Source organism: Actinomycetes bacterium (assembly GCA_035506535.1).
Taxonomy (GTDB): Bacteria; Actinomycetota; Actinomycetes; order DATJPE01; family DATJPE01; genus DATJPE01.
Window position 1 is genome coordinate 75,039 of sequence record DATJPE010000093.1, and the last position, 18,803, is coordinate 93,841.

The 18,803-nt window shown below is 72.1% G+C and carries 17 protein-coding genes; 5 read left to right on the forward strand and 12 right to left on the reverse strand.

The window, feature by feature from the left end:
* Positions 1 to 48: 48 nt before the first annotated feature.
* The gene (locus tag VMI11_14760; GenBank protein HTY73657.1) at positions 49 to 1,005 is read left to right on the forward strand and encodes a hypothetical protein; all 957 of its coding nucleotides are present in this window, start codon (positions 49 to 51) and stop codon (positions 1,003 to 1,005) included.
* A 142-nt stretch (positions 1,006 to 1,147) separates the two neighbouring features.
* Here VMI11_14760 and VMI11_14765 read toward each other — a convergent pair whose 3' ends face one another.
* The 11 genes from VMI11_14765 to uvrA all read right to left on the reverse strand — a co-directional run bounded on the left by VMI11_14765 (position 1,148) and on the right by uvrA (position 13,346).
* Positions 1,148 to 1,489 carry an RNA polymerase-binding protein RbpA gene (locus VMI11_14765; protein ID HTY73658.1) on the reverse strand — a complete coding sequence of 114 codons (342 nt, stop codon included), beginning with the start codon at positions 1,487 to 1,489 and terminating at the stop codon, positions 1,148 to 1,150.
* Positions 1,489 to 1,731 carry a preprotein translocase subunit SecG gene (gene secG, locus VMI11_14770; GenBank protein ID HTY73659.1) on the reverse strand — a complete coding sequence of 81 codons (243 nt, stop codon included), beginning with the start codon at positions 1,729 to 1,731 and terminating at the stop codon, positions 1,489 to 1,491. The genes VMI11_14765 and secG overlap by 1 nt, the downstream gene beginning before the upstream one ends.
* A gap of 93 nt (positions 1,732 to 1,824) precedes the next feature.
* Positions 1,825 to 2,613, reverse strand: coding sequence for a triose-phosphate isomerase (tpiA, locus tag VMI11_14775; protein ID HTY73660.1), 789 nt, complete (start codon positions 2,611 to 2,613; stop codon positions 1,825 to 1,827).
* A gap of 2 nt (positions 2,614 to 2,615) precedes the next feature.
* Positions 2,616 to 3,827, reverse strand: coding sequence for a phosphoglycerate kinase (locus VMI11_14780; GenBank protein ID HTY73661.1), 1,212 nt, complete (start codon positions 3,825 to 3,827; stop codon positions 2,616 to 2,618).
* Between the two features lie 14 nt (positions 3,828 to 3,841).
* Positions 3,842 to 4,846: a type I glyceraldehyde-3-phosphate dehydrogenase gene (gene gap / locus VMI11_14785; protein ID HTY73662.1), complete on the reverse strand. Its 1,005-nt coding sequence runs from the start codon at positions 4,844 to 4,846 to the stop codon at positions 3,842 to 3,844.
* Between the two features lie 145 nt (positions 4,847 to 4,991).
* Positions 4,992 to 5,972, reverse strand: a complete 981-nt coding sequence (gene whiA / locus VMI11_14790) for a DNA-binding protein WhiA (GenBank protein ID HTY73663.1) — start codon at positions 5,970 to 5,972, stop codon at positions 4,992 to 4,994.
* Entirely contained in the window at positions 5,963 to 6,931 is a 969-nt protein-coding gene (gene yvcK, locus VMI11_14795) for a uridine diphosphate-N-acetylglucosamine-binding protein YvcK (GenBank protein HTY73664.1), read from the reverse strand. The genes whiA and yvcK overlap by 10 nt, the downstream gene beginning before the upstream one ends.
* Positions 6,928 to 7,758: an RNase adapter RapZ gene (gene rapZ / locus VMI11_14800; GenBank protein ID HTY73665.1), complete on the reverse strand. Its 831-nt coding sequence runs from the start codon at positions 7,756 to 7,758 to the stop codon at positions 6,928 to 6,930. Before rapZ ends, yvcK begins: the two co-directional genes overlap by 4 nt.
* A 56-nt stretch (positions 7,759 to 7,814) precedes the next feature.
* Positions 7,815 to 9,788, reverse strand: a complete 1,974-nt coding sequence (gene uvrC, locus VMI11_14805) for an excinuclease ABC subunit UvrC (GenBank protein ID HTY73666.1) — start codon at positions 9,786 to 9,788, stop codon at positions 7,815 to 7,817.
* A gap of 127 nt (positions 9,789 to 9,915) precedes the next feature.
* Positions 9,916 to 10,344 (reverse strand): Rieske (2Fe-2S) protein, encoded by a 429-nt coding sequence (locus VMI11_14810; protein ID HTY73667.1) that lies wholly within the window; start codon positions 10,342 to 10,344, stop codon positions 9,916 to 9,918.
* 110 nt (positions 10,345 to 10,454) lie between these two features.
* Positions 10,455 to 13,346 carry an excinuclease ABC subunit UvrA gene (gene uvrA / locus VMI11_14815; GenBank protein ID HTY73668.1) on the reverse strand — a complete coding sequence of 964 codons (2,892 nt, stop codon included), beginning with the start codon at positions 13,344 to 13,346 and terminating at the stop codon, positions 10,455 to 10,457.
* Positions 13,347 to 13,484: 138 nt separating this feature from the next.
* Between uvrA and VMI11_14820 the strand changes: the two genes are divergently transcribed.
* From VMI11_14820 to VMI11_14835, 4 genes are all read left to right on the forward strand, one after another.
* Complete coding sequence (locus VMI11_14820) at positions 13,485 to 14,141, forward strand: MBL fold metallo-hydrolase (protein HTY73669.1); 657 nt, start codon at positions 13,485 to 13,487, stop codon at positions 14,139 to 14,141.
* A gap of 104 nt (positions 14,142 to 14,245) precedes the next feature.
* Positions 14,246 to 14,722 (forward strand): hypothetical protein, encoded by a 477-nt coding sequence (locus VMI11_14825; GenBank protein HTY73670.1) that lies wholly within the window; start codon positions 14,246 to 14,248, stop codon positions 14,720 to 14,722.
* Position 14,723: 1 nt separating this feature from the next.
* Positions 14,724 to 15,191: a type VI secretion system tube protein Hcp gene (locus VMI11_14830; protein ID HTY73671.1), complete on the forward strand. Its 468-nt coding sequence runs from the start codon at positions 14,724 to 14,726 to the stop codon at positions 15,189 to 15,191.
* A gap of 18 nt (positions 15,192 to 15,209) precedes the next feature.
* Positions 15,210 to 16,577: a class I SAM-dependent methyltransferase gene (locus VMI11_14835; GenBank protein HTY73672.1), complete on the forward strand. Its 1,368-nt coding sequence runs from the start codon at positions 15,210 to 15,212 to the stop codon at positions 16,575 to 16,577.
* 72 nt (positions 16,578 to 16,649) lie between these two features.
* On the opposite strand, the gene uvrB is transcribed toward VMI11_14835, so the two are convergent.
* Positions 16,650 to 18,752: an excinuclease ABC subunit UvrB gene (uvrB, locus tag VMI11_14840; protein HTY73673.1), complete on the reverse strand. Its 2,103-nt coding sequence runs from the start codon at positions 18,750 to 18,752 to the stop codon at positions 16,650 to 16,652.
* Positions 18,753 to 18,803 lie beyond the last annotated feature (51 nt).

The following is an 18,803-nucleotide window of genomic DNA, read 5'->3' on the forward strand; positions in this document are numbered from 1 at the left end:
CGATGCCCGCCGGTCATTCGCGCCCGGCCGCACCTCATCGTCACCCGCATGCCCATCGCCCCCTTCGTCCCGGACGAGCTGACCCGCGAGCCGTTCCGGGGGTCCCACGCCGTTCGCGCCGGCCTGTTGAGTCGCACCAACCTGGAGAGCCGGGCCTGGACCCGGCTCTTCCGCGACGTCTACGTCCACCGGGGCGTCGAGCTCACCAGCGACGTACGCGTGGCGGCGGCCCGCCTGGCGGCGGGCGAGCAGGTCCTAGCGGGGCGTACGGCTGCGTACGTCCACGGCCTCTGGAGCCCACCACCGAACCAGCTCGTCCCGATCGAGCTGGCGCGGCCCAGGCCGGAGTCCGGCACGGGTCTCGACGGCGCGCGGCGCAGCCGGCGGGTGTGGCCCGTCGATGACGACGACGTGGTCGAGGTCGACGGCATCGCCGTCACCAGTACCCTGCGCACCGCCTTCGACCTGGTGAGAGTCCGCCAGCTCGTCGAGGGAGTGGTCGTCGTCGATGCGTTCGCCCACGGTGGCGCCTTCAGCGTCGAGGAGTTCGCCGCGTACGCCGCTCGCCATGTGCGCTGGCCCGGCGTCCGGCGCGCGAGACTGGCGGCCGCGCACGCGGACGCTCGCGCGCAGTCCCCCGGTGAGACCCGGACCCGCATGGTTGCCGTACTCAGCGGGTTCCCCAGGCCGAAGCTGCAGGTCGAGATCGTGGTGCCCGGCGGGGTGCGCTTCCTCGACCTGCTACTGGTGGGGGTACCGCGGCGGGTGGGGATCGAGTTCGACGGCGGCATGCACCTCGAGGAGGCGAGGCGGCGCGGCGACCTGCGCCGGGAGAACGCGATCTACGTCGAGACGGGCACGCCCCTGCTGCGTTACGACTCGTACTCGCTGGACTTCGAGCGCCACGTCATGGCGCACGAGATGGCGCGAGCCTCCGGCTTCACCGGCCTGCGTGCCCTCAGTGACCGCGATTTCGACCGCGGGCCGCGTGCCCAACGCTGGTAGTCCCCACCACAAACCCCACATGTGGCGGCAGGTACGTCACTCGGGCGTGCCGGAGTGACGCAGAACCCGCCACAAGTCGAAGTGGGAAGTGGGGGGAGGGTGATCGGGGGTCGATCGGATGAACGCCGACCGACCCGCAGGGTCACGCGGGATCGGTCCCGCGGAGCTTGCTCAGCGCCTCGTCGAGGATCGACGCGCCGTCCCGGTCGCTGCGCCGCTCGCGGACATAGGCGAGATGGGTCTTGTAGGGCTCGTTCTTCGGCGGCGCCGGCGGGTTCTCGCGATCGCGCGAGGCGGGGTAGCCGCACTTGGGGCAGTCCCACAGGTCCGGGATCGCGGCGTCGGCGGCGAAGGAGGGACGGGTCTCATGGCCGTTGCCGCACCAGAACGACACGCGGCGGCGCGGCGCCGCCTCCCCGCGCTCGGCCTCACCCATCGGACCGGCACCGACCCGGCTGCCCCGGATCGCGTTGCCGCTCGCCATCAGCTGCTCCCGAACGAGTTCTTGAGGACCAGCCCGAGCGCGATGATCGTCAGGAACCAGACGATGCCGAGCACGATCGTGATCCGGTCGAGGTTGCGCTCCGCGACCGCGGACCCGCCGACCGAGGAGCTCGCGCCGCCGCCGAACATGTCGGAGAGCCCGCCGCCCTTGCCCTTGTGGAGCAGGACGAGGACCACCATGAGGAGGCTCGTGATGATGAGTATCCCGCCCAATACCGTGATCACCGAGTCACCCTTCCTCGCCGTGGCTGTCGATGGTACCCGTAGGTCCTTCCCTGATCGGCGGATCAGGGAGTCCGCGCGACACCGGGTCGCTCAGTCGAGGGGCTGGTCGCGGAAGCGCACGATCCGGACGAAGTCCGCCACGTCGAGGCTCGCGCCCCCGACGAGTGCCCCGTCCACGTCGTCCTCGGCCATGATCCCCGCGATGTTGGCGCCCTTCACCGAGCCGCCGTACAGGATGCGCACCCCGTCGGCCAGACCGCCGGAGTACAGCTCGGCCAGCCGGGTGCGGATCGCCCCGCAGACCTCCTGGGCATCCTTGGGCGTGGCCACCTCGCCGGTACCGATCGCCCACACCGGTTCGTAGGCGACGACCAGGGTCCGCGCGTGCTCGGCCGCCAGTCCGGCGAGCGCGCCGTCGAGCTGGCCGAGGGTGTAGGCGACCTGGTCGCCGGCGCGGCGCACCTCGAGGCCCTCGCCGACGCACAGGATCGGCACCAGGCCGCACCGGTACGCCGCCGCCACCTTGGCGGCGACGAGCGCGTCGTCCTCGTGGTGGTACTGACGCCGTTCGCTGTGCCCGACGACGACGTAGGTGCATCCGAGCTTGGCGAGCATCTCCCCCGAGACCTCGCCGGTGTAGGCGCCCGAGCCGTGCTGGGAGAGGTCCTGCGCGCCGTAGCGCAGCGAGAGCCGGTCGGCGTCGACGAGGGTCTGCACCGAGCGCAGGTCGGTGTAGGGCGGCAGGACGGCGACCTCAGTGCCGGCGAAGTCCTTGTCGGTCAACGAGAAGGCGAGCTTCTGCACGAGGGAGATGGCCTCGAGGTGGTTGAGGTTCATCTTCCAGTTCCCCGCGATGAGCGGGGTACGTCCGCCGGCCATGCTCAGCTGTCCAGGGCCACGAGGCCGGGCAGCTGCTTGCCCTCGAGGAACTCGAGGGAGGCTCCGCCGCCGGTGGAGATGTGGCCGAAGGCCTTCTCCTCGAACCCGAGCAGGCGCACGGCAGCCGCCGAGTCACCACCGCCGACGACGGTCAGGCCGTCGACGCGGGTCAGGGCCTCCGCGAGGGCGCGCGTCCCGGCGGCGAAGGCCGGCATCTCGAAGACACCCATCGGCCCGTTCCAGAAGACGGTGCGCGCGTCTCGCAGCCGCTCGGCGAACAGCTCCCTGCTCGCCGGGCCGACGTCGAGGCCCATCCGGTCGGCGGGGATGGCGTCGGCCGCGACCACCGCGTGCTCGGCGTCGGCGGCGAAGGCCGTCGCGGCGACGATGTCCACCGGCAGCACGATCTCGACCCCCTGGGCCGCCGCGGACTCGAGGACGCCGCGCACCGTGTCGAGCTGGTCGGCCTCGAGCAGGGAGGTGCCGACCTCGTGGCCCTGGGCCGCGAGGAAGGTGTAGGCCATGCCGCCGCCGATGACCAGCCGGTCGACGAAGCCCAGCAGGTTGGCGATGACCCCGAGCTTGTCGGAGACCTTCGCCCCGCCGAGCACCACGACGTAGGGCCGCTCCGGGTCCTGCGTCAGCCGCCGTAGCACCTCGGTCTCGGCCGCCACCAGCCGCCCGGCGACGTGGGGCAGGCGCTGCGGGACGTCGTACACGCTGGCGTGCTTGCGGTGGACCGCACCGAACCCGTCCCCCACGTAGGCGTCGGCGAGGGAGGCCAGCTGGTCGGCGAAGGCGCCACGCTCGGCGTCGTCCTTGCTGGTCTCGCCGGGCTCGAAGCGCAGGTTCTCCAGCAACGCCAGGTCGCAGTTCTCCAGGCCGTCCACGACCGACCGGGCGGACTCCCCCACCGTGTCGGAGGCGAAGGAGACCGGCCGGCCGAGCAGCTCCTCGAGGCGTACGGCCACCGGCGAGAGGGAGTAGCGCGGCTCGGGAGCCCCCTTGGGCCGGCCCAGGTGGGCGCACACGACCACCCGGGCACCGGCGCCGAGCAACGCCTCCAGGGTCGGCAGGCTGGCCCGGATACGGCCGTCGTCGGTGATGGACAGCGAGCCGTCGGCGTCCTGGGCGAGCGGGACGTTGAGATCCGCTCGCACCAGGACCCGGCGACCGGCTACGCCGTCGGCGATCAGGTCGTCGAGGGTACGCATCGGGGCTGCGGCCTCTACAGGGTCGCGCCGACGTAGGTGACCAGGTCGACCAGCCGATTCGAGTAGCCCCACTCGTTGTCGTACCAGCCGAGCACCTTGGCCTGGTTGCCGATGACGTTGGTGAGGCCGGCGTCGACGATGCACGAGGCGGGCGAGGTCACGATGTCGGAGGAGACGATCGGGTCCTCGGTGTACTCCAGGAAGCCCTTGAGCGGGCCCTCGGCGGCCGCCTTGTACGCGGCGTTGATCTCCTCCTTGGACGCCTCGCGGCCCAGGGTGACCGTGAGGTCGGTCGCGGAGCCGGTGGGCACCGGCACCCGCAGGGCGTACCCGTCGAGCTTGCCCTTGAGCTCGGGCAGCACGAGGCCGATCGCCTTGGCGGCGCCGGTGGTCGTGGGGATGATGCTCAGGGCTGCCGCGCGCGCCCGCCGCAGGTCCTTGTGCGGGTAGTCCAGGATCACCTGGTCGTTGGTGTAGGCGTGCACCGTCGTCATCAGCCCGCGCTCGATGCCGAAGCTGTCCTGCAGGACCTTGGCCAGCGGGCCGAGGCAGTTCGTCGTGCACGACGCGTTCGAGATGATCGAGTGCGCCTCGGGGTCGTACTGGGTGTGGTTGACGCCCATGACGACCGTCACGTCCTCGCCCTTGGCGGGCGCGGAGATGATGACCTTCTTGGCGCCGCCGGCGATGTGCGCTCTCGCCTTCTCGGCGTCGGTGAAGAAGCCGGTCGACTCGATCACCACGTCGACGCCGAGGTCCTTCCAGGGCAGCGCCCCGGGGTCGCGCTCGGCGAGCACGGTGACCGACGTGCCGCCGACCTCGATCGCGTCCCCGGCTGCGACGACCGGGCGGTCGAGGCGCCCGAGGATCGAGTCGTACTTCAGCAGGTACGCGAGCGTCTTGGTGTCGGTGAGGTCGTTGACGGCCACGATGTCCAGGTCGGCGCCCTGGGCCAGTGCAGCCCGGTAGAAGTTGCGGCCGATGCGGCCGAAGCCGTTGATTCCCACTCGGACGGTCACAGGGATGCACCCTTCGTCGGCGCCCCGGCGGGGCGCGTTCCAGTTCTGCCAGCAGGTGGGGTCGCTCGACCTTCACCCTATCGAGGCGACTCGCTGGCGCTGACCGCGGCGTCCGCGGTACGGACCGGCAACCGGGATCGGCGAATCAGCCGCTGAGCATCTCCGGGGTCAGCGTCGACTCGGTGTCGGGGATCCCGAGGTCCTCGGCGCGCTTGTCGGCCATCGCGAGCAACCGGCGGATCCGCCCGGCGACGGCGTCCTTGGTCATCGGCGGGTCGGCCAGCGACCCGAGCTCCTCGAGGCTGGCCTGCTTGTGGTCCAGCCGCAGCCGACCCGCGGCGGCGAGGTGCTCCGGTACGTCGTCGCCGAGGATCTCCAGCGCCCGGGCGACCCGCGCACCGGCCGCCACGGCCGCCCTGGCCGAGCGGCGCAGGTTGGCGTCGTCGAAGTTCGCCAGCCGGTTCGCGGTCGCGCGCACCTCGCGGCGCATGCGCCGCTCCTCCCAGGCCAGAACGCTGTCGTGCGCGCCCAGCCTGGTCAACAGGGCGCTGATGGCGTCGCCGTCGCGCACCACGACCCGATCGACACCGCGCACCTCGCGCGCCTTCGCCGGCAGCCCGAGCCGGCGGGCCGCACCGACGAGCGCCAGCGCGGCCTCCGGTCCGGGACAGCTGACCTCCAGCGCCGAGGACCGGCCCGGCTCGGTCAGCGAGCCGTGGGCGAGGAACGCGCCGCGCCAGGCGGCCTCCGCGTCGCACATCGAACCGGCGACGACCTGCGGGGGCAGGCCACGGACCGGGCGGCCGCGGGAGTCGAGCAGGCCGGTCTGCCGGGCGAGGGCCTCACCGTCCTTGACCACCCGGACGAGGTAGCGGTTGCCCTTGCGCAGGCCAGCGGGTGCCACCACGACGAGCTCGCTGGCGTGCCCGTAGACCTCCGCGATCTCGCGGCGAAGGCGTCGGGCCGCAGCACCCGTGTCCAGCTCGGCCTCGACGACGATGCGGCCCGCGACGATGTGCAGGCCCCCGGCGAAGCGCAGCGTCGCCGACACCTCGGCCTTGCGGCAGCAGGGCTTGGTGATGACCAGGTGGGCCAGCTCGTCCTTCACCTGAGCCGTCATCGCCATGCGCCGATCCTGCCACGCCCGACAACGGTGCCGAACACGGAGGCGAGCCGCTCGGGATCATGGCGGGCGGAGCCGTCGTCGGCCGCGACGTCGGCGACGACCAGCTCGGCGCCTAGCGCGGCGCACAGCTCGCCCAACCCCTTGGGGTCCGGCACCTCGGCCCGGTCGGCGACGACGACGTCCAGCCGCAGCTCGGGGGCGTGCGCGAGCAGGACCTCGAGGTGGTTCTCCGCCGAGAAGCCGGAGGTCTCGCCCGGCTGGGGGCGCAGGTTCAGGACCAGCACCCGGCGGGCAGGGGTGGTCACCAGGGCGTCGCGCAGCTGCGGGACGAGCAGGTGCGGGATGACGGAGGTGAACCAGGACCCGGGGCCGAGGACGACCACGTCGGCGGCGCGCACGGCGGCGACCGCTTCAGGGCAGGCCGGGGGTTCGGGCGGCACCAGGGACAGCGTCACCACCCGGCCGGGCGTGGTGGCAACCGCGACCTGGCCACGCACCGTGACCTGGTCCCCCGGGCGCTCCGGGTCGCCGCCCAGCACCTCCGCCTCGATGTCGAGCGGCACCGCTGCCATGGGCAGCACCCGGCCCTGGGCGCCGAGCAGCCGGCCCACCCAGTCCAGCCCCGCCACGGGATCGCGCAGCCGATCCCACAGGGCGACGATGAGCAGGTTCCCGACCGCGTGCCCAGCCAGCTCCCCCTCGCCGGCGAAGCGGTGCTGCAGGACGTCTCGCCAGGTCCGGCCCCACTCGTCGTCGCCGCACAGGGCGGCCAGCGCCATCCGGAGGTCGCCCGGCGGCAGCACCCCCAGCTCGCGGCGCAGCCGGCCGCTCGACCCGCCGTCGTCGGCGACGGTCACGACCGCGGTGAGCTCGCGGGTCACCCGGCGCAGGGCCGTCAGCGTGACCGCCAGCCCGTGGCCGCCACCGAGTGCGACGACGGCCGGCGCGGGCTCGCTCACTCGCGCCCCAGGTCCCGGTGCACGACGGTGGTGTCCATCCCCGCGTCCCGCAGCCGCCGGCCGAGCTCCTCGGCCATCGCCACGCTGCGGTGCTTGCCGCCCGTGCACCCCACCGCAAGGGTCATCCAGCGCTTGCCCTCGCGCAGGTAGCCACGGGAGATCACCTCGAGCACGCCGGCGTAGCGGTCGAGCAGCTCGGCGGCGCCGGGCGCCTCGAGGACGTAGGCCCGGACGTCGGGGTCGAGCCCGGTCTGCGGGCGCAGGTCCGGCACCCAGTGCGGGTTGGGCAGGAAGCGGCAGTCCAGGACGAGGTCGGCGTCCACCGGCAGGCCGTACTTGTAGCCGAAGGACACGACGCTGGCGCGCATGCTGGGCTGGATGTCACCGGCGAAGGCGTCCTCGACCTTGGCGCGCAGCTGGTGGACGTTCAGACCGGAGGTGTCGATGAGCAGGTCGGCGTCGCCGCGCAGGTCCGAGAGCAGGCGCCGCTCGGCCTCGATCCCGTCGGTCACCCGTCGGGCCCCCTGCAGGGGGTGGGGGCGCCGCGAGCTCTCGAAACGTCGGACCAGCACGTCGTCGGAGGCCTCGAGGTAGACCAGGCGCACGCTGACGCCCATCGCGTCGACCTGGCGCATGGCCTCGCGCAGGTCGGCGAAGAACTGACCGCCGCGTACGTCGACGACGGCGGCGATCCGCGACACCTCGCCGTGGGTCCGCCCGCCGAGCTCGACCAGGGTCGGGATCAGCTCGGGCGGCAGGTTGTCGACGACGAACCAGCCGAGGTCCTCCAGCACGTCGCCGACGGTGGACCGGCCGGCACCGCTCATGCCGGTGACGACGGTCAGCTCGGGAAGGACGCGTTCGAGGGTCTCGGGCGGGTCGCTCACGGGTCGAGGATCTCACCCGTGGCGAGGTTCACCCCGCCGGCGGGGGGCGCCTCGCGGGCCAGGGCCGCCACGACCGCCTCGGCGGTCCGCGGCCCGATCCCGGGCACCTCCGCCACCTGCTCCGGGGTCGCCTCGCGCAGGCGCTTGAGGGAGCCGAAGTGGCGCAGCAGCGCCTTGCGCCGGGTCTCCCCCAGGCCGGGGACCGCGTCCAGCGCGCTGCGGGTCATCGAGGTCGACCGCCGCTGGCGGTGGTAGGTGATGGCGAAGCGGTGCGCCTCGTCGCGTACCCGCTGGAGCAGGTACAGGGCCTCGCTGGTCCGGGGCAGCACGAGCGGGTTGGGCCGGCCGGCCACCCACACCTCCTCCAGGCGCTTGGCCAGACCGCAGACGGAGACGTCGTCGATGCCGAGGGAGTCCAGGGCACGCTGGGCCGCCGCGACCTGCGGCGCCCCGCCGTCGATCACGACCAGGTTCGGCGGGTAGGAGAACCGTGGCCGGCGCCCACCCTCGGTGCGTCCGGACCGCGCCCCGTCCGCCTCGAGGTCCCCGAGGTCGGGCTCCGCGCTCTCGCTCGCCTCCTCGAGGTAGCGCCGGAAGCGCCGGGTGACCACCTCGTGGATGGCCGCCACGTCGTCGTGCCCGTCGAGGCCGCGGATGGCGAAGCGGCGGTAGTCGCTCTTGCGGGCCAGGCCGTCCTCGAAGACCACCATGGAGGCGACCACCTCCGTGCCCTGCAGGTTGGACACGTCGAAGCACTCGATGCGCAGGGGGGCGTCCGGGAGCCGCAACGCCTCCTGCAGCTCAGCCAGCGCCCGGCCGCGGGCGGTGAGGTCGCCGGCGCGCCGTACCTTGTGCAGGGCCAGGGACTGGCCCGCGTTGCGGGTCACGGTCTCGAGCAGCGCCCGCTTGTCGCCGCGCTGCGGGACCCGTACGTCGACCCCCGCGCCGCGGACCTCGCGCAGCCAGGCGGCGACCGGCTCGACGTCGGCCGGCAGGGCGGGGACGAGGATCTCGCGAGGCACTTGCTCGCCGGTGTCCCCGCCGTACAGCTGCAGCAGCAGCTGCTCGACCAGGCCGGCGGTGTCGACGTCCTCGACCCGCTCGACGACGAAGCCGCGCTGGCCCCGGATCCGCCCGCCGCGGACGTGGAAGACCTGGACCGCCGCCTCGAGCTCGTCCTCGGCGATGCCGAGCACGTCGGCGTCGGTCGCGTCCCCGAGGACGACGGCGTTCTTCTCCATCGCGCGCCGCAGCGCGCCGAGGTCGTCGCGCAGCCGCGCGGCCCGCTCGTACTCCTGGGCGGCCGCGGCGTCCTGCATCTGGCGTTCGAGGCGCCGGACGAAGGAGGCGGTGTCGCCGTCCATGAAGGCGCAGAAGTCCAGCACCACCTGCCGGTGCTCCTCCGCGCTGACCCGTCCGACGCACGGTGCCGAGCACTTGCCGATGTAGCCGAGCAGACAGGGCCGTCCCACCTGGCCGGCCCGCTTGAACACCCCGTTGCTGCACGTCCTCGCGGGGAAGACCCGCAGCAGGAGGTCGAGGGTCTCGCGGATCGCCCACGCGTGGGCGTACGGGCCGTAGTAGCGCACCCCTCGACGCTTGGCGCCGCGCATCACCTGCAGACGGGGGTACTCCTCGTCGAGGGTCACCGCCAGCCATGGATAGCTCTTGTCGTCGCGGTACTTCACGTTGAACCGCGGGTCGTACTCCTTGATCCAGGAGTACTCCAGCTGCAGCGCCTCGACCTCGGTCGCCACCACCACCCAGTCCACCCGCACCGCGGTGGTCACCATGGTCTGGGTGCGCGGGTGCAGGGCTGACAGGTCGGCGAAGTACGAGGCCAGCCTCGAGCGCAGGCTCTTGGCCTTGCCGACGTAGACCACCCGCCCGTGGGCGTCCCAGAAGCGGTACACCCCCGGCTCGTCCGGGACCGACCCCGGCGAGGGTCGGTACGTCGACGGGTCGGCCACGGGCCGAGGGTACGTCGGCCCGGCGACGCCTCCGACCGCGGCGACGCCTCCGGCCGCGCGCGGGGCGCGCGCTTCAGGCGTTCGCGCTCACAGCGGCGTTAGCAGCGGCGCAGGAGCGGGACAGCGGTCAGGTGATGACCAGATTGTCGCCGTCGACGGTCACCGTCTTGGCGGGCAGCGGCACCTTCGCCGGCGAGGTCGGCGTCGGGTCGCCGGTCGCGATCGCGAAGTGGCTGCCGTGGCAGGGGCAGACGATGAACCCGTCCTGCACCCCGCCGACGGTGCAGCCCATGTGGGTGCACGTCGACGAGAACGCCTTGAACTGCCCTGCGGTGGGCTGGGTCACGACCACCGAGCCGTCGACCGTGCCGCCGCCGACCGGGACCTTGGACTTGGCGACCGTGACCCCCGAGGTCCCGCCCGAGCCGCCCCCGCCGGTGGAGCCGCCACCGTTGGTGCCGCCCCCGCCGCAGCCGGCCAGCAACGGGAGGGCCACCGCGCCGGCCCCGATGGCGGTCGCTCCCCGCAGCACGTCGCGTCGACCCAGCGTGCCCATGCCCTCGCTCCGTTCCGCCCCCGCGGGGGCCGTGCGACGCCATGGGCGCCGTGCCGTCGTCCTCCTCCTCCCAACGTCGGAGTCGGGCCGAAGGTTCACCCGCCAGGATCTCAGGCCCGGGCGCGCGCCGCCTTGCGGGGGGCGCGGGCCCGCCCGCGCCCCCCCGTTCCGAGCACGGGGCGGAGGAAGCGGCCGGTGTGGCTCGTCTCGTGCGCGGCGACCTCCTCCGGCGTGCCGGTGGTCACCACCAGGCCGCCCCCGAAGCCGCCCTCGGGACCCATGTCCACGATCCAGTCCGCGGTCTTGATCACGTCGAGGTTGTGCTCGATGACGATGACCGTGTTGCCCTTGTCGACCAGCCCCTGCAGGACGCCCAGGAGCTTGCGGATGTCCTCGAAGTGCAGCCCTGTGGTGGGCTCGTCGAGCACGTACGCCGTGCGGCCGGTGGACCGCTTCTGCAGCTCCGAGGCGAGCTTGACCCGCTGGGCCTCACCACCCGACAACGTGGGGGCGGGCTGGCCGAGGCGGACATAGCCGAGTCCGACGTCGTTCAACGTCTGCAGGTGCCGGGCGATGGGGGGCACGGCCGCGAAGAAGTCCAGCGCCTCCTCGATCGGCATGTCGAGGACCTCGGCGATGGTCTTGCCCTTGAAGTGGACCTCGAGCGTCTCGCGGTTGTAGCGCGCACCGTGGCAGACCTCGCAGGGCACGTACACGTCCGGCAGGAAGTTCATCTCGATCTTGATCGTGCCGTCGCCGGCGCAGTTCTCGCAGCGTCCGCCCTTGACGTTGAAGGAGAACCGGCCCTGCAGGTAGCCGCGGACCTTGGCCTCGGTCGTCTCGGCGAACAGGCGCCGGATGTGGTCGAAGACGCCGGTGTAGGTCGCCGGGTTGGAGCGCGGGGTACGCCCGATGGGGCTCTGGTCGACGTGGACGACCTTGTCCAGGTGCTGGATGCCCTTGACCCGGGTGTGGCGGCCCGGGACGGTCCGCGCGCCGTTCAGCTCGCGGGCCAACACGTTGTAGAGGATGTCGTTGACCAGGGTCGACTTGCCGGACCCGCTGACGCCGGTGACCGCGACCAGGCACCCGAGCGGGAACTCGACGTCCACGCCCTGCAGGTTGTGCTCCCGCGCGCCCTGGACGACCAGGGAACGGCCGGGGGTCCGAGGGCGGCGCACTGCGGGCACCTCGAGGGTGCGGCGACCGGACAGGTAGGCACCGGTCAGGGAGTCGGGCGAGGCGAGCAGGTCGGCCACCGTCCCCGACACCACGACCTGCCCGCCGTGCTCCCCCGCGCCCGGCCCGATGTCGACGACCCAGTCGGCGGTGCGGATGGTGTCCTCGTCGTGCTCGACGACGATGAGGGTGTTGCCGAGGTCACGCAGCCGCACCAGGGTCTCGATGAGGCGGTGGTTGTCCCGCTGGTGCAGCCCGATGGAGGGCTCGTCGAGGACGTAGAGGACACCGACCAGGCCGGACCCGATCTGGGTCGCGAGGCGGATGCGCTGGGCCTCGCCGCCGGCGAGGGTCGCCGACGGGCGGTCGAGGCTCAGGTAGTCCAGCCCGACGTCGAGCAGGAAGCGCAGCCGCTCGTTGACCTCCTTGAGGACCCGTTCGGCGATCTGCGCCTCGCGCGCCGACAGGTCCAGGTCGCGCAGGAACTCCGCGCACCCGCTGATCGGCAGGGCCGCCACCTCCGCGATCGACTTGCCGCCCAGCGTCACCGCCAGCGAGACCGGCTTGAGTCGGGTGCCGCGGCACGCCGGGCACGGCACCTCGCGCATGAAGCCCTCGAAGCGCTCCCGGCTGGTGTCGGACTCCGCCTCGGCGTGGCGGCGCTCGACGTAGGGGATCAGTCCCTCGTAGCTGGTGTAGTACGAGCGCTCGCGCCCATAGCGGTTGCGGTAGCGCACGTGCACCTGGCCGTCGTAGCCCTCGAGGAGCGCCTGCCGCACCTTCGCCGGGAGCCGTTCCCACGCGACGTCGGTGCGAAAGCCCATGGTTTCGGCGAGGGCCTCGACGAGACGTCCGAAGTAGTCGCTGGTGGACGCCGAGCTCCACGGGGCGAGGGCTCCCTCCTCCAGCGTGCGCGAGGGGTCGGGGACCACGAGGTCCGGGTCCACCTCCATGCGGGTCCCCAGCCCCGTGCACTCCGGGCAGGCGCCGAAGGGGCTGTTGAACGAGAACGACCGGGGTTCGAGCTCCTCGAAGGACAGGTCGTCGTAGGGGCAGTAGAGGTGCTCGGAGTACTGCCGTTCCCGGTGCGGGTCGCCTTCGGGCAGGTCGACGAACTCCAGCGTCACCAGCCCGCCGCCCAGCCCCAGCGCGGTCTCCACCGAGTCGGTGAGCCGTCGCTTCGCCGAGGTTTTGACCTGGAGGCGGTCGACGACCACCTCGATGGTGTGCTTCTCCTGCTTCTTCAGCGTCGGGGGCTCAGCCAGGCTGTGCACCACCCCGTCCACCCTGGCCCGGCTGTAGCCCTTGGTCTGCAGCTCGCGGAACAGCTCGCCGTACTCACCCTTGCGCGCCCGCACCACGGGAGCGAGCACCTGGAAGCGGGTCCCCTCCGCCAGCTCCAGCACCCGGTCGACGATGGCCTGGGGGGTCTGGCGCCCGATGCTGCGTCCGCACTCCGGGCAGTGCGGACGCCCCGCGCGGGCGTACAGCAGGCGCAGGTAGTCGTAGACCTCGGTGATCGTCCCCACCGTCGAGCGCGGGTTGCGGGAGGTCGACTTCTGGTCGATGGACACCGCCGGGGACAGGCCCTCGATGAAGTCCACGTCCGGCTTGTCCATCTGGCCGAGGAACTGGCGGGCGTACGCCGAGAGCGACTCCACGTAGCGCCGCTGGCCCTCGGCGAAGATCGTGTCGAAGGCGAGGCTGGACTTGCCGGAACCGGACAGCCCGGTGAACACGACCAGGGAGTCCCTGGGAAGCTCGAGGGAGACGTCCTTGAGGTTGTGCTCGCGGGCACCACGGACGATGAGTCGGTCGGACACGGGGCGGCAGTCCTCACAGGGCACGGCTGGGCGGGCGGTCTTCTCGGCGGCCTCAGGCTAACGCCGGGCTCCGACGGTTTCTGCCCGAGCGGTGGCCCCCGGTTCCGGCCCCGCCGCGGGGAGGGCATGATCGGCGGTATGACGTACACCGGGAACGTGCAGGTCGGGGGCCCCGCCGACGTCCACGAGCTGCCGAAGCTGGTCATCGAGAAGCTCGCCGTCGGCCCGATGGACAACAACGCCTATCTGCTCCGCTCCCGCGCGAGCGGCGACCAGGTGCTCATCGACGCCGCCGCCGAGCCGGACCGGCTGCTCCAGCTGATCGGTCCGGAGGGGCTCACCGCGGTGATCACGACCCACCAGCACGCCGACCACTGGGGCGCCCTCGAGGCGGTGGTCCGAGCCACCGGAGCCCGCACCTGCGCCCACCCGGACGACGCGGGGGGCATCCCGGTCCCGACCCAGGAGCTGCTGCGCGACGGGGACCGCTTCGCCTTCGCCGACATCTCCCTCGGCGTCATCCACCTCGTCGGCCACACCCCCGGGTCGATCGCGCTGCTGTACGACGACCCGGAGGGCGCCCCCCACCTGTTCACCGGCGACTGCCTCTTCCCGGGCGGCCCGGGGAACACCCAGCACGACGCGGCGCGGTTCACCTCGCTCATGGACGACCTGGAGGCAAAGGTCTTCGCGGTGCTGCCCGACGAGACGTGGGTCTACCCCGGCCACGGCAACGACACCACGCTCGGCGCCGAGCGCCCGCACGTCGCGGAGTGGCGCGAGCGCGGCTGGTGACCCGTCCCGGCCAAGCGTTGAGGGCTTCCCCTCGGGGCGAGTCGACCGAGCCGGATCGGTGACGCGGCGGTCCGTCGCTGCTTGAATGAGCCGCGGAGGCGGCCATGACCACTCGAGCACGTCCCACGCCCCTCGTCACGGGGATCGACCGTCGCGCTCTGCTCGTCGGAGTCGGCGCCATCACCGCAGCCAGCCTCGTCACGGGCCGGCGCACGCGGGCGGGAGCACAACAACTCGTCCTTCGCCTCTCGCAGGTGCGCCTGCGCTTCCACGGGGTCGAACCCGGCGAGCTGCCCCCGGTCGACGCCAGTCCCGTGCCGTACGCCACCGTGCACGACGGGGCAGGTCGCGAGGTGGGCGCACTGGCGTCGACCCCGGTGCAGCACACCCACCCGGCTGTGCTGCACACCTTCACCCTCGACCACGGGACCATCGTGGGAACGGGTCCCGCCGCTCTGGAAGGCACGTACACCGTCGTCCACGGCACGGGGGCGTACGCCGGCGTGCGGGGCACGTACACGATCACCGAGACCGTCGAGGGGCACCTCGTCACCTTCACGCTGCCCGAGGGAGCGATCTGACATGGCCTATGACCTGTTCCTGAAGATCGACGGGATCGCCGGGGAGGCGACCAAGAAGGGCCACGAGGGCAGCATCGAGATCATGTCCTTCTCCTGGGGCGAGGCGGCCGCAGAGGACTCGGCCACGGGCGCGGCCGGTCGCGTGGCGCTGCACGACATCTCCTTCGTCTCGCGCACCAGCGTCGCGTCGCCCAAGCTCGCCCTCGCCGCGGCCGAAGGGACGACACTCACGTCGGCCACGTTGACGGAGGTACGCGCGAACCCACGCGGCGGCGGCGAGCTGAAGTACCTGACCATCAAGCTGACGGACGCGATCATCTCGTCGTACTCGTTCCAGGGGTCGGAGTCCAACGCCGCCGTGTCGGAGAGGTTCGCGCTCAACTTCGCCAAGATCGAGATCAGCTACTACAAGGTGAACTCGCAGTCCTCGCCGATCAGCGTGGTGATCTCGAAGCTCGCTGCCGACTGACGAACCGAGGACTGCCCGATGCTGCGCCCCCCGTCCGCCACCGGACAGTGGACAGCACTCGGTGAGGTGGGCGACTCGCTGCGGCAGCTCGGGTACACGGCCTCGGGCCTGTCCGAGGCGTTGGGCTCCGAGGGTCCTCTCGTCGAGGGCAGGACGGTCGGGGACCGGCGTCGTCGGGCCCGGCGCGCCGGTGCCGTGGGCGTGCTCGCGCGGCTGCTCCTGATGGGCGAGCGTCTGACCTTCGACGAGTGCCGACCTCTCCCGCCGACCACCCTGGACCGGCTGCTCGAGTCAGGCCTGCTCGGCGAGGGCGGCGGCCACGTCGAGGCGAGCGTCGGGCTGGTCCCCCACGACGACCTCCTCGTCGCGGCTGACCGCCTCGGCAGCGACGCCGGCGCGGACATCGTGCCGGGGGTGCAGCCGCCGTCGTTCCTGCTGGGCTGCCTGACGATCCGGGCCCCCGTCCAACGCGCGCTGGACCTGGGCACGGGCTGCGGGATCCAGGCTCTGTTGCTGTCCGCCTTCGCCGGGCAGGTGGTCGCCACTGACGTGTCCGAACGCGCCCTGCAGTTCGCCGAGCTCAACGCCGCCCTCAACCATCGGCGCAACATCACCTTCCGGCAGGGCGATCTGTTCGAAGCGGTGAAGGGCGAGACGTTCGGCCTGCTCGTGTCGAACCCGCCGTACGTGATCTCCCCGGACAACGCGTTCACCTACCGCGACAGCGCACGCGGCGGGGAGCAGATCGGCGCCGACGTCGTCGAGGGCGCCGGCGGACACCTCGACGCGGGAGGGCACGCGACGATCCTGGTCAGCTGGGACGCGAGCGGCGCGGACCCGCTCGAGCGGCCGCGGTCGTGGATCCCGCCCGGCTGCGACGCCCTCGTGCTCGGGAGCGCCCGGGACATCGAGGTCAACGCCGAACGCTGGAACGTCGGCCCGGACCGGGACAGTGCGGTCGAGCGCTGGATCCAGTACTTCGAGGGCCGCGGCATCTCCCACGTCGGATACGGGGCGGTCGTGCTCCGCAAGCGAGAGAGCGAGTACCCGCTGGTGCGCAGCCTCGAGATCGGCGACCAGATCGACCGACCGGCGGGGCGGGTCCTGCAGCGCATGTTCGACGCCCGCCGGGTCACGTCCGAGGACAGGGTGCGGTTGGTCGGCACGGCCCGCGTCAGCGACCGCAGCCGCCTGGACGCCGCCGGGTGGGTCGTGGAGGACCGGGAGCTGATGTTGCTCGACGGCCTGGGGTTTCACATCAGCCTCGACGACGAGACCGCGGCACTCGTCGAGGCTCTGGACGGCCGGCCGTTGCCATCCCTCGGCGCCGACGCGCTCGCCTACGTGGACCGGCTGGTGAGCCTGGGATTCGCCGAGATCTGCTGAGGTTCCACCTGTGGCGGGCTTTACGTCCTACGTCTGCCTTGGAGTGACGTATGTGCCGCCACGAGTGGAGCCTCACCGGACTCCGGCGGCGTCCATCCCGCGGAGCTCCTTCTTCAGCTCGGCGATCTCGTCGCGCAGCCGGGCGGCCAGCTCGAAGGCCAGCTCCGCCGCCGCGGTGTGCATCTGGTCGGTCAGCTGCTGGATGAGGGAGGCGAGCTCGCCGCGGGGCATCCCGGCCAGGCTTGCCGCGTGCCGGCCGGCGTCGCCGCGGGCCAGCCCGGGGACGACGGCCTTGCCGCGGCTCTGGGCACGCCCGGAGCCGATCAGCGCCTCGGTGTCCGCGTCCTCACGGGCCAGCAGGTCGGTGATGTCGGCGATCCGCTTGCGCAGGGGCTGCGGGTCGATCCCCGCGGCCCGGTTGTACGCCAACTGCTTGTCCCGCCGCCGGTTCGTCTCCTCGATGGCCTGGGCCATCGAGGGGGTGACCGTGTCGGCGTACATGTGCACCTGGCCGGACACGTTGCGGGCCGCTCGCCCGATCGTCTGGATGAGGGAGGTCGAGGAGCGCAGGAAGCCCTCCTTGTCCGCGTCGAGGATGCTCACCAGCGACACCTCGGGCAGGTCCAGCCCCTCGCGCAGGAGGTTGATGCCGACGAGGACGTCGAACTCGCCGAGCCGCAGCTCGCGCAGCAGCTCGACCCGGCGCAGGGTGTCCACCTCGGAGTGCAGGTAGCGCACCCGGATGCCGAGCTCGAGCAGGTAGTCGGTGAGGTCCTCGGCCATCTTCTTGGTCAGGGTGGTGACGAGCACCCGCTCGTCGCGGTCGGCGCGGGCCCGGATCTCGTGGATGAGGTCGTCGATCTGGCCCTTGGTCGGCTTGACCACGACCTCGGGGTCGATCAGACCGGTCGGCCGGATGATCTGCTCGACGACGCCGCGCGACCTGGCCAGCTCGTAGGGCCCCGGGGTCGCGGAGAGGTACACCGTCTGCCCGACCCGGTCCAGGAACTCCTCCCAGCGCAGCGGCCGGTTGTCCATGGCGCTGGGCAGCCGGAACCCGTGGTCGACGAGCGTGCGCTTGCGGCTCATGTCGCCCTCGTACATGCCGCCGATCTGGGGAACCGTGACGTGGCTCTCGTCGATGACCAGCAGGAAGTCCTCGGGGAAGTAGTCGAGCAGGGTGTTCGGCGCCGACCCGGGCGCGCGCCCGTCGATGTGGCGGGAGTAGTTCTCGATCCCCGAGCAGCTGCCGACCTGGCGCATCATCTCCAGGTCGTAGGTCGTACGCATCCGCAGCCGCTGCGCCTCGAGCAGCTTGCCCTGCCGCTCCAGCTCGGCCAGCCGCTCGCCGAGCTCGGCCTCGATGCCCTCGATCGCGCGTTCCATGCGCTCCGGGCCGGCGACGTAGTGGGTGGCCGGGAAGACGTACAGCTCGGGGTCGTCGGTGACCACCTCGCCCGTGACCGGGTGCAGGGTCATGAGCCGCTCGACCTCGTCGCCGAACATCTCGATGCGGACGGCGTGCTCCTCGTAGACCGGGAAGATCTCGACGGTGTCGCCGCGCACCCGGAACGTTCCCCGGGTGAAGGACAGGTCGTTGCGCGTGTACTGGATGTCCACGAAGCGGCGCAGGAGGGCGTCGAGGTCCCACTGCTGCCCGACCTTGAGGCGCACCATGCGGTCGACGTACTCCTGTGGGGTGCCGAGGCCGTAGATGCAGGAGACGCTGGCCACGACCACGACGTCGCGGCGGGTGAGCAGGCTGTTCGTCGCCGAGTGGCGCAGCCGCTCGACCTCCTCGTTGATCGAGCTGTCCTTCTCGATGTAGGTGTCGGTCTGGGGGACGTAGGCCTCGGGCTGGTAATAGTCGTAGTAGGAGACGAAGTACTCCACCGCGTTGTTCGGCAGCAGTTCACGGAACTCGTTGGCGAGCTGGGCGGCCAGGGTCTTGTTGGGCGCCATCACCAGCGTGGGGCGCTGCAGGCGCTCGATGAGCCAGGCCGTCGTGGCGGACTTGCCGGTCCCGGTCGCCCCGAGCAGCACCACGTCCTGCTCGTCAGCGCGCAGCCGTCGCTCCAGCTCGTCGATGGCCTCGGGCTGGTCGCCGCTGGGCTTCCAGTCGGCGATCACCTCGAAGGGTGCGACGCGGCGCTCGAGGTCGGTGACGGGGCGCATGGCCCCACGCTACGACCAGTCTCCGACAGGCGCCGCCGAGCCGGTACGCCC

What these genes read in the sequence shown, in the direction of transcription:
- whiA (HTY73663.1), bottom strand. Translation starts at nt 5,972, where the DNA reads ATGGCGATGACGGCTCAGGTGAAGGACGAGCTGGCCCACCTGGTCATC.
- rapZ (HTY73665.1), bottom strand. Translation starts at nt 7,758, where the DNA reads ATGAGCGGTGCCGGCCGGTCCACCGTCGGCGACGTGCTGGAGGACCTC.
- VMI11_14765 (HTY73658.1), bottom strand. Translation starts at nt 1,489, where the DNA reads ATGGCGAGCGGCAACGCGATCCGGGGCAGCCGGGTCGGTGCCGGTCCG.
- VMI11_14825 (HTY73670.1), top strand. Translation starts at nt 14,246, where the DNA reads ATGACCACTCGAGCACGTCCCACGCCCCTCGTCACGGGGATCGACCGT.
- VMI11_14820 (HTY73669.1), top strand. Translation starts at nt 13,485, where the DNA reads ATGACGTACACCGGGAACGTGCAGGTCGGGGGCCCCGCCGACGTCCAC.
- VMI11_14760 (HTY73657.1), top strand. Translation starts at nt 49, where the DNA reads ATGCCCATCGCCCCCTTCGTCCCGGACGAGCTGACCCGCGAGCCGTTC.
- VMI11_14780 (HTY73661.1), bottom strand. Translation starts at nt 3,827, where the DNA reads ATGCGTACCCTCGACGACCTGATCGCCGACGGCGTAGCCGGTCGCCGG.
- VMI11_14830 (HTY73671.1), top strand. Translation starts at nt 14,724, where the DNA reads ATGGCCTATGACCTGTTCCTGAAGATCGACGGGATCGCCGGGGAGGCG.
- uvrB (HTY73673.1), bottom strand. Translation starts at nt 18,752, where the DNA reads ATGCGCCCCGTCACCGACCTCGAGCGCCGCGTCGCACCCTTCGAGGTG.
- VMI11_14810 (HTY73667.1), bottom strand. Translation starts at nt 10,344, where the DNA reads ATGGGCACGCTGGGTCGACGCGACGTGCTGCGGGGAGCGACCGCCATC.
- VMI11_14835 (HTY73672.1), top strand. Translation starts at nt 15,210, where the DNA reads ATGCTGCGCCCCCCGTCCGCCACCGGACAGTGGACAGCACTCGGTGAG.
- tpiA (HTY73660.1), bottom strand. Translation starts at nt 2,613, where the DNA reads ATGGCCGGCGGACGTACCCCGCTCATCGCGGGGAACTGGAAGATGAAC.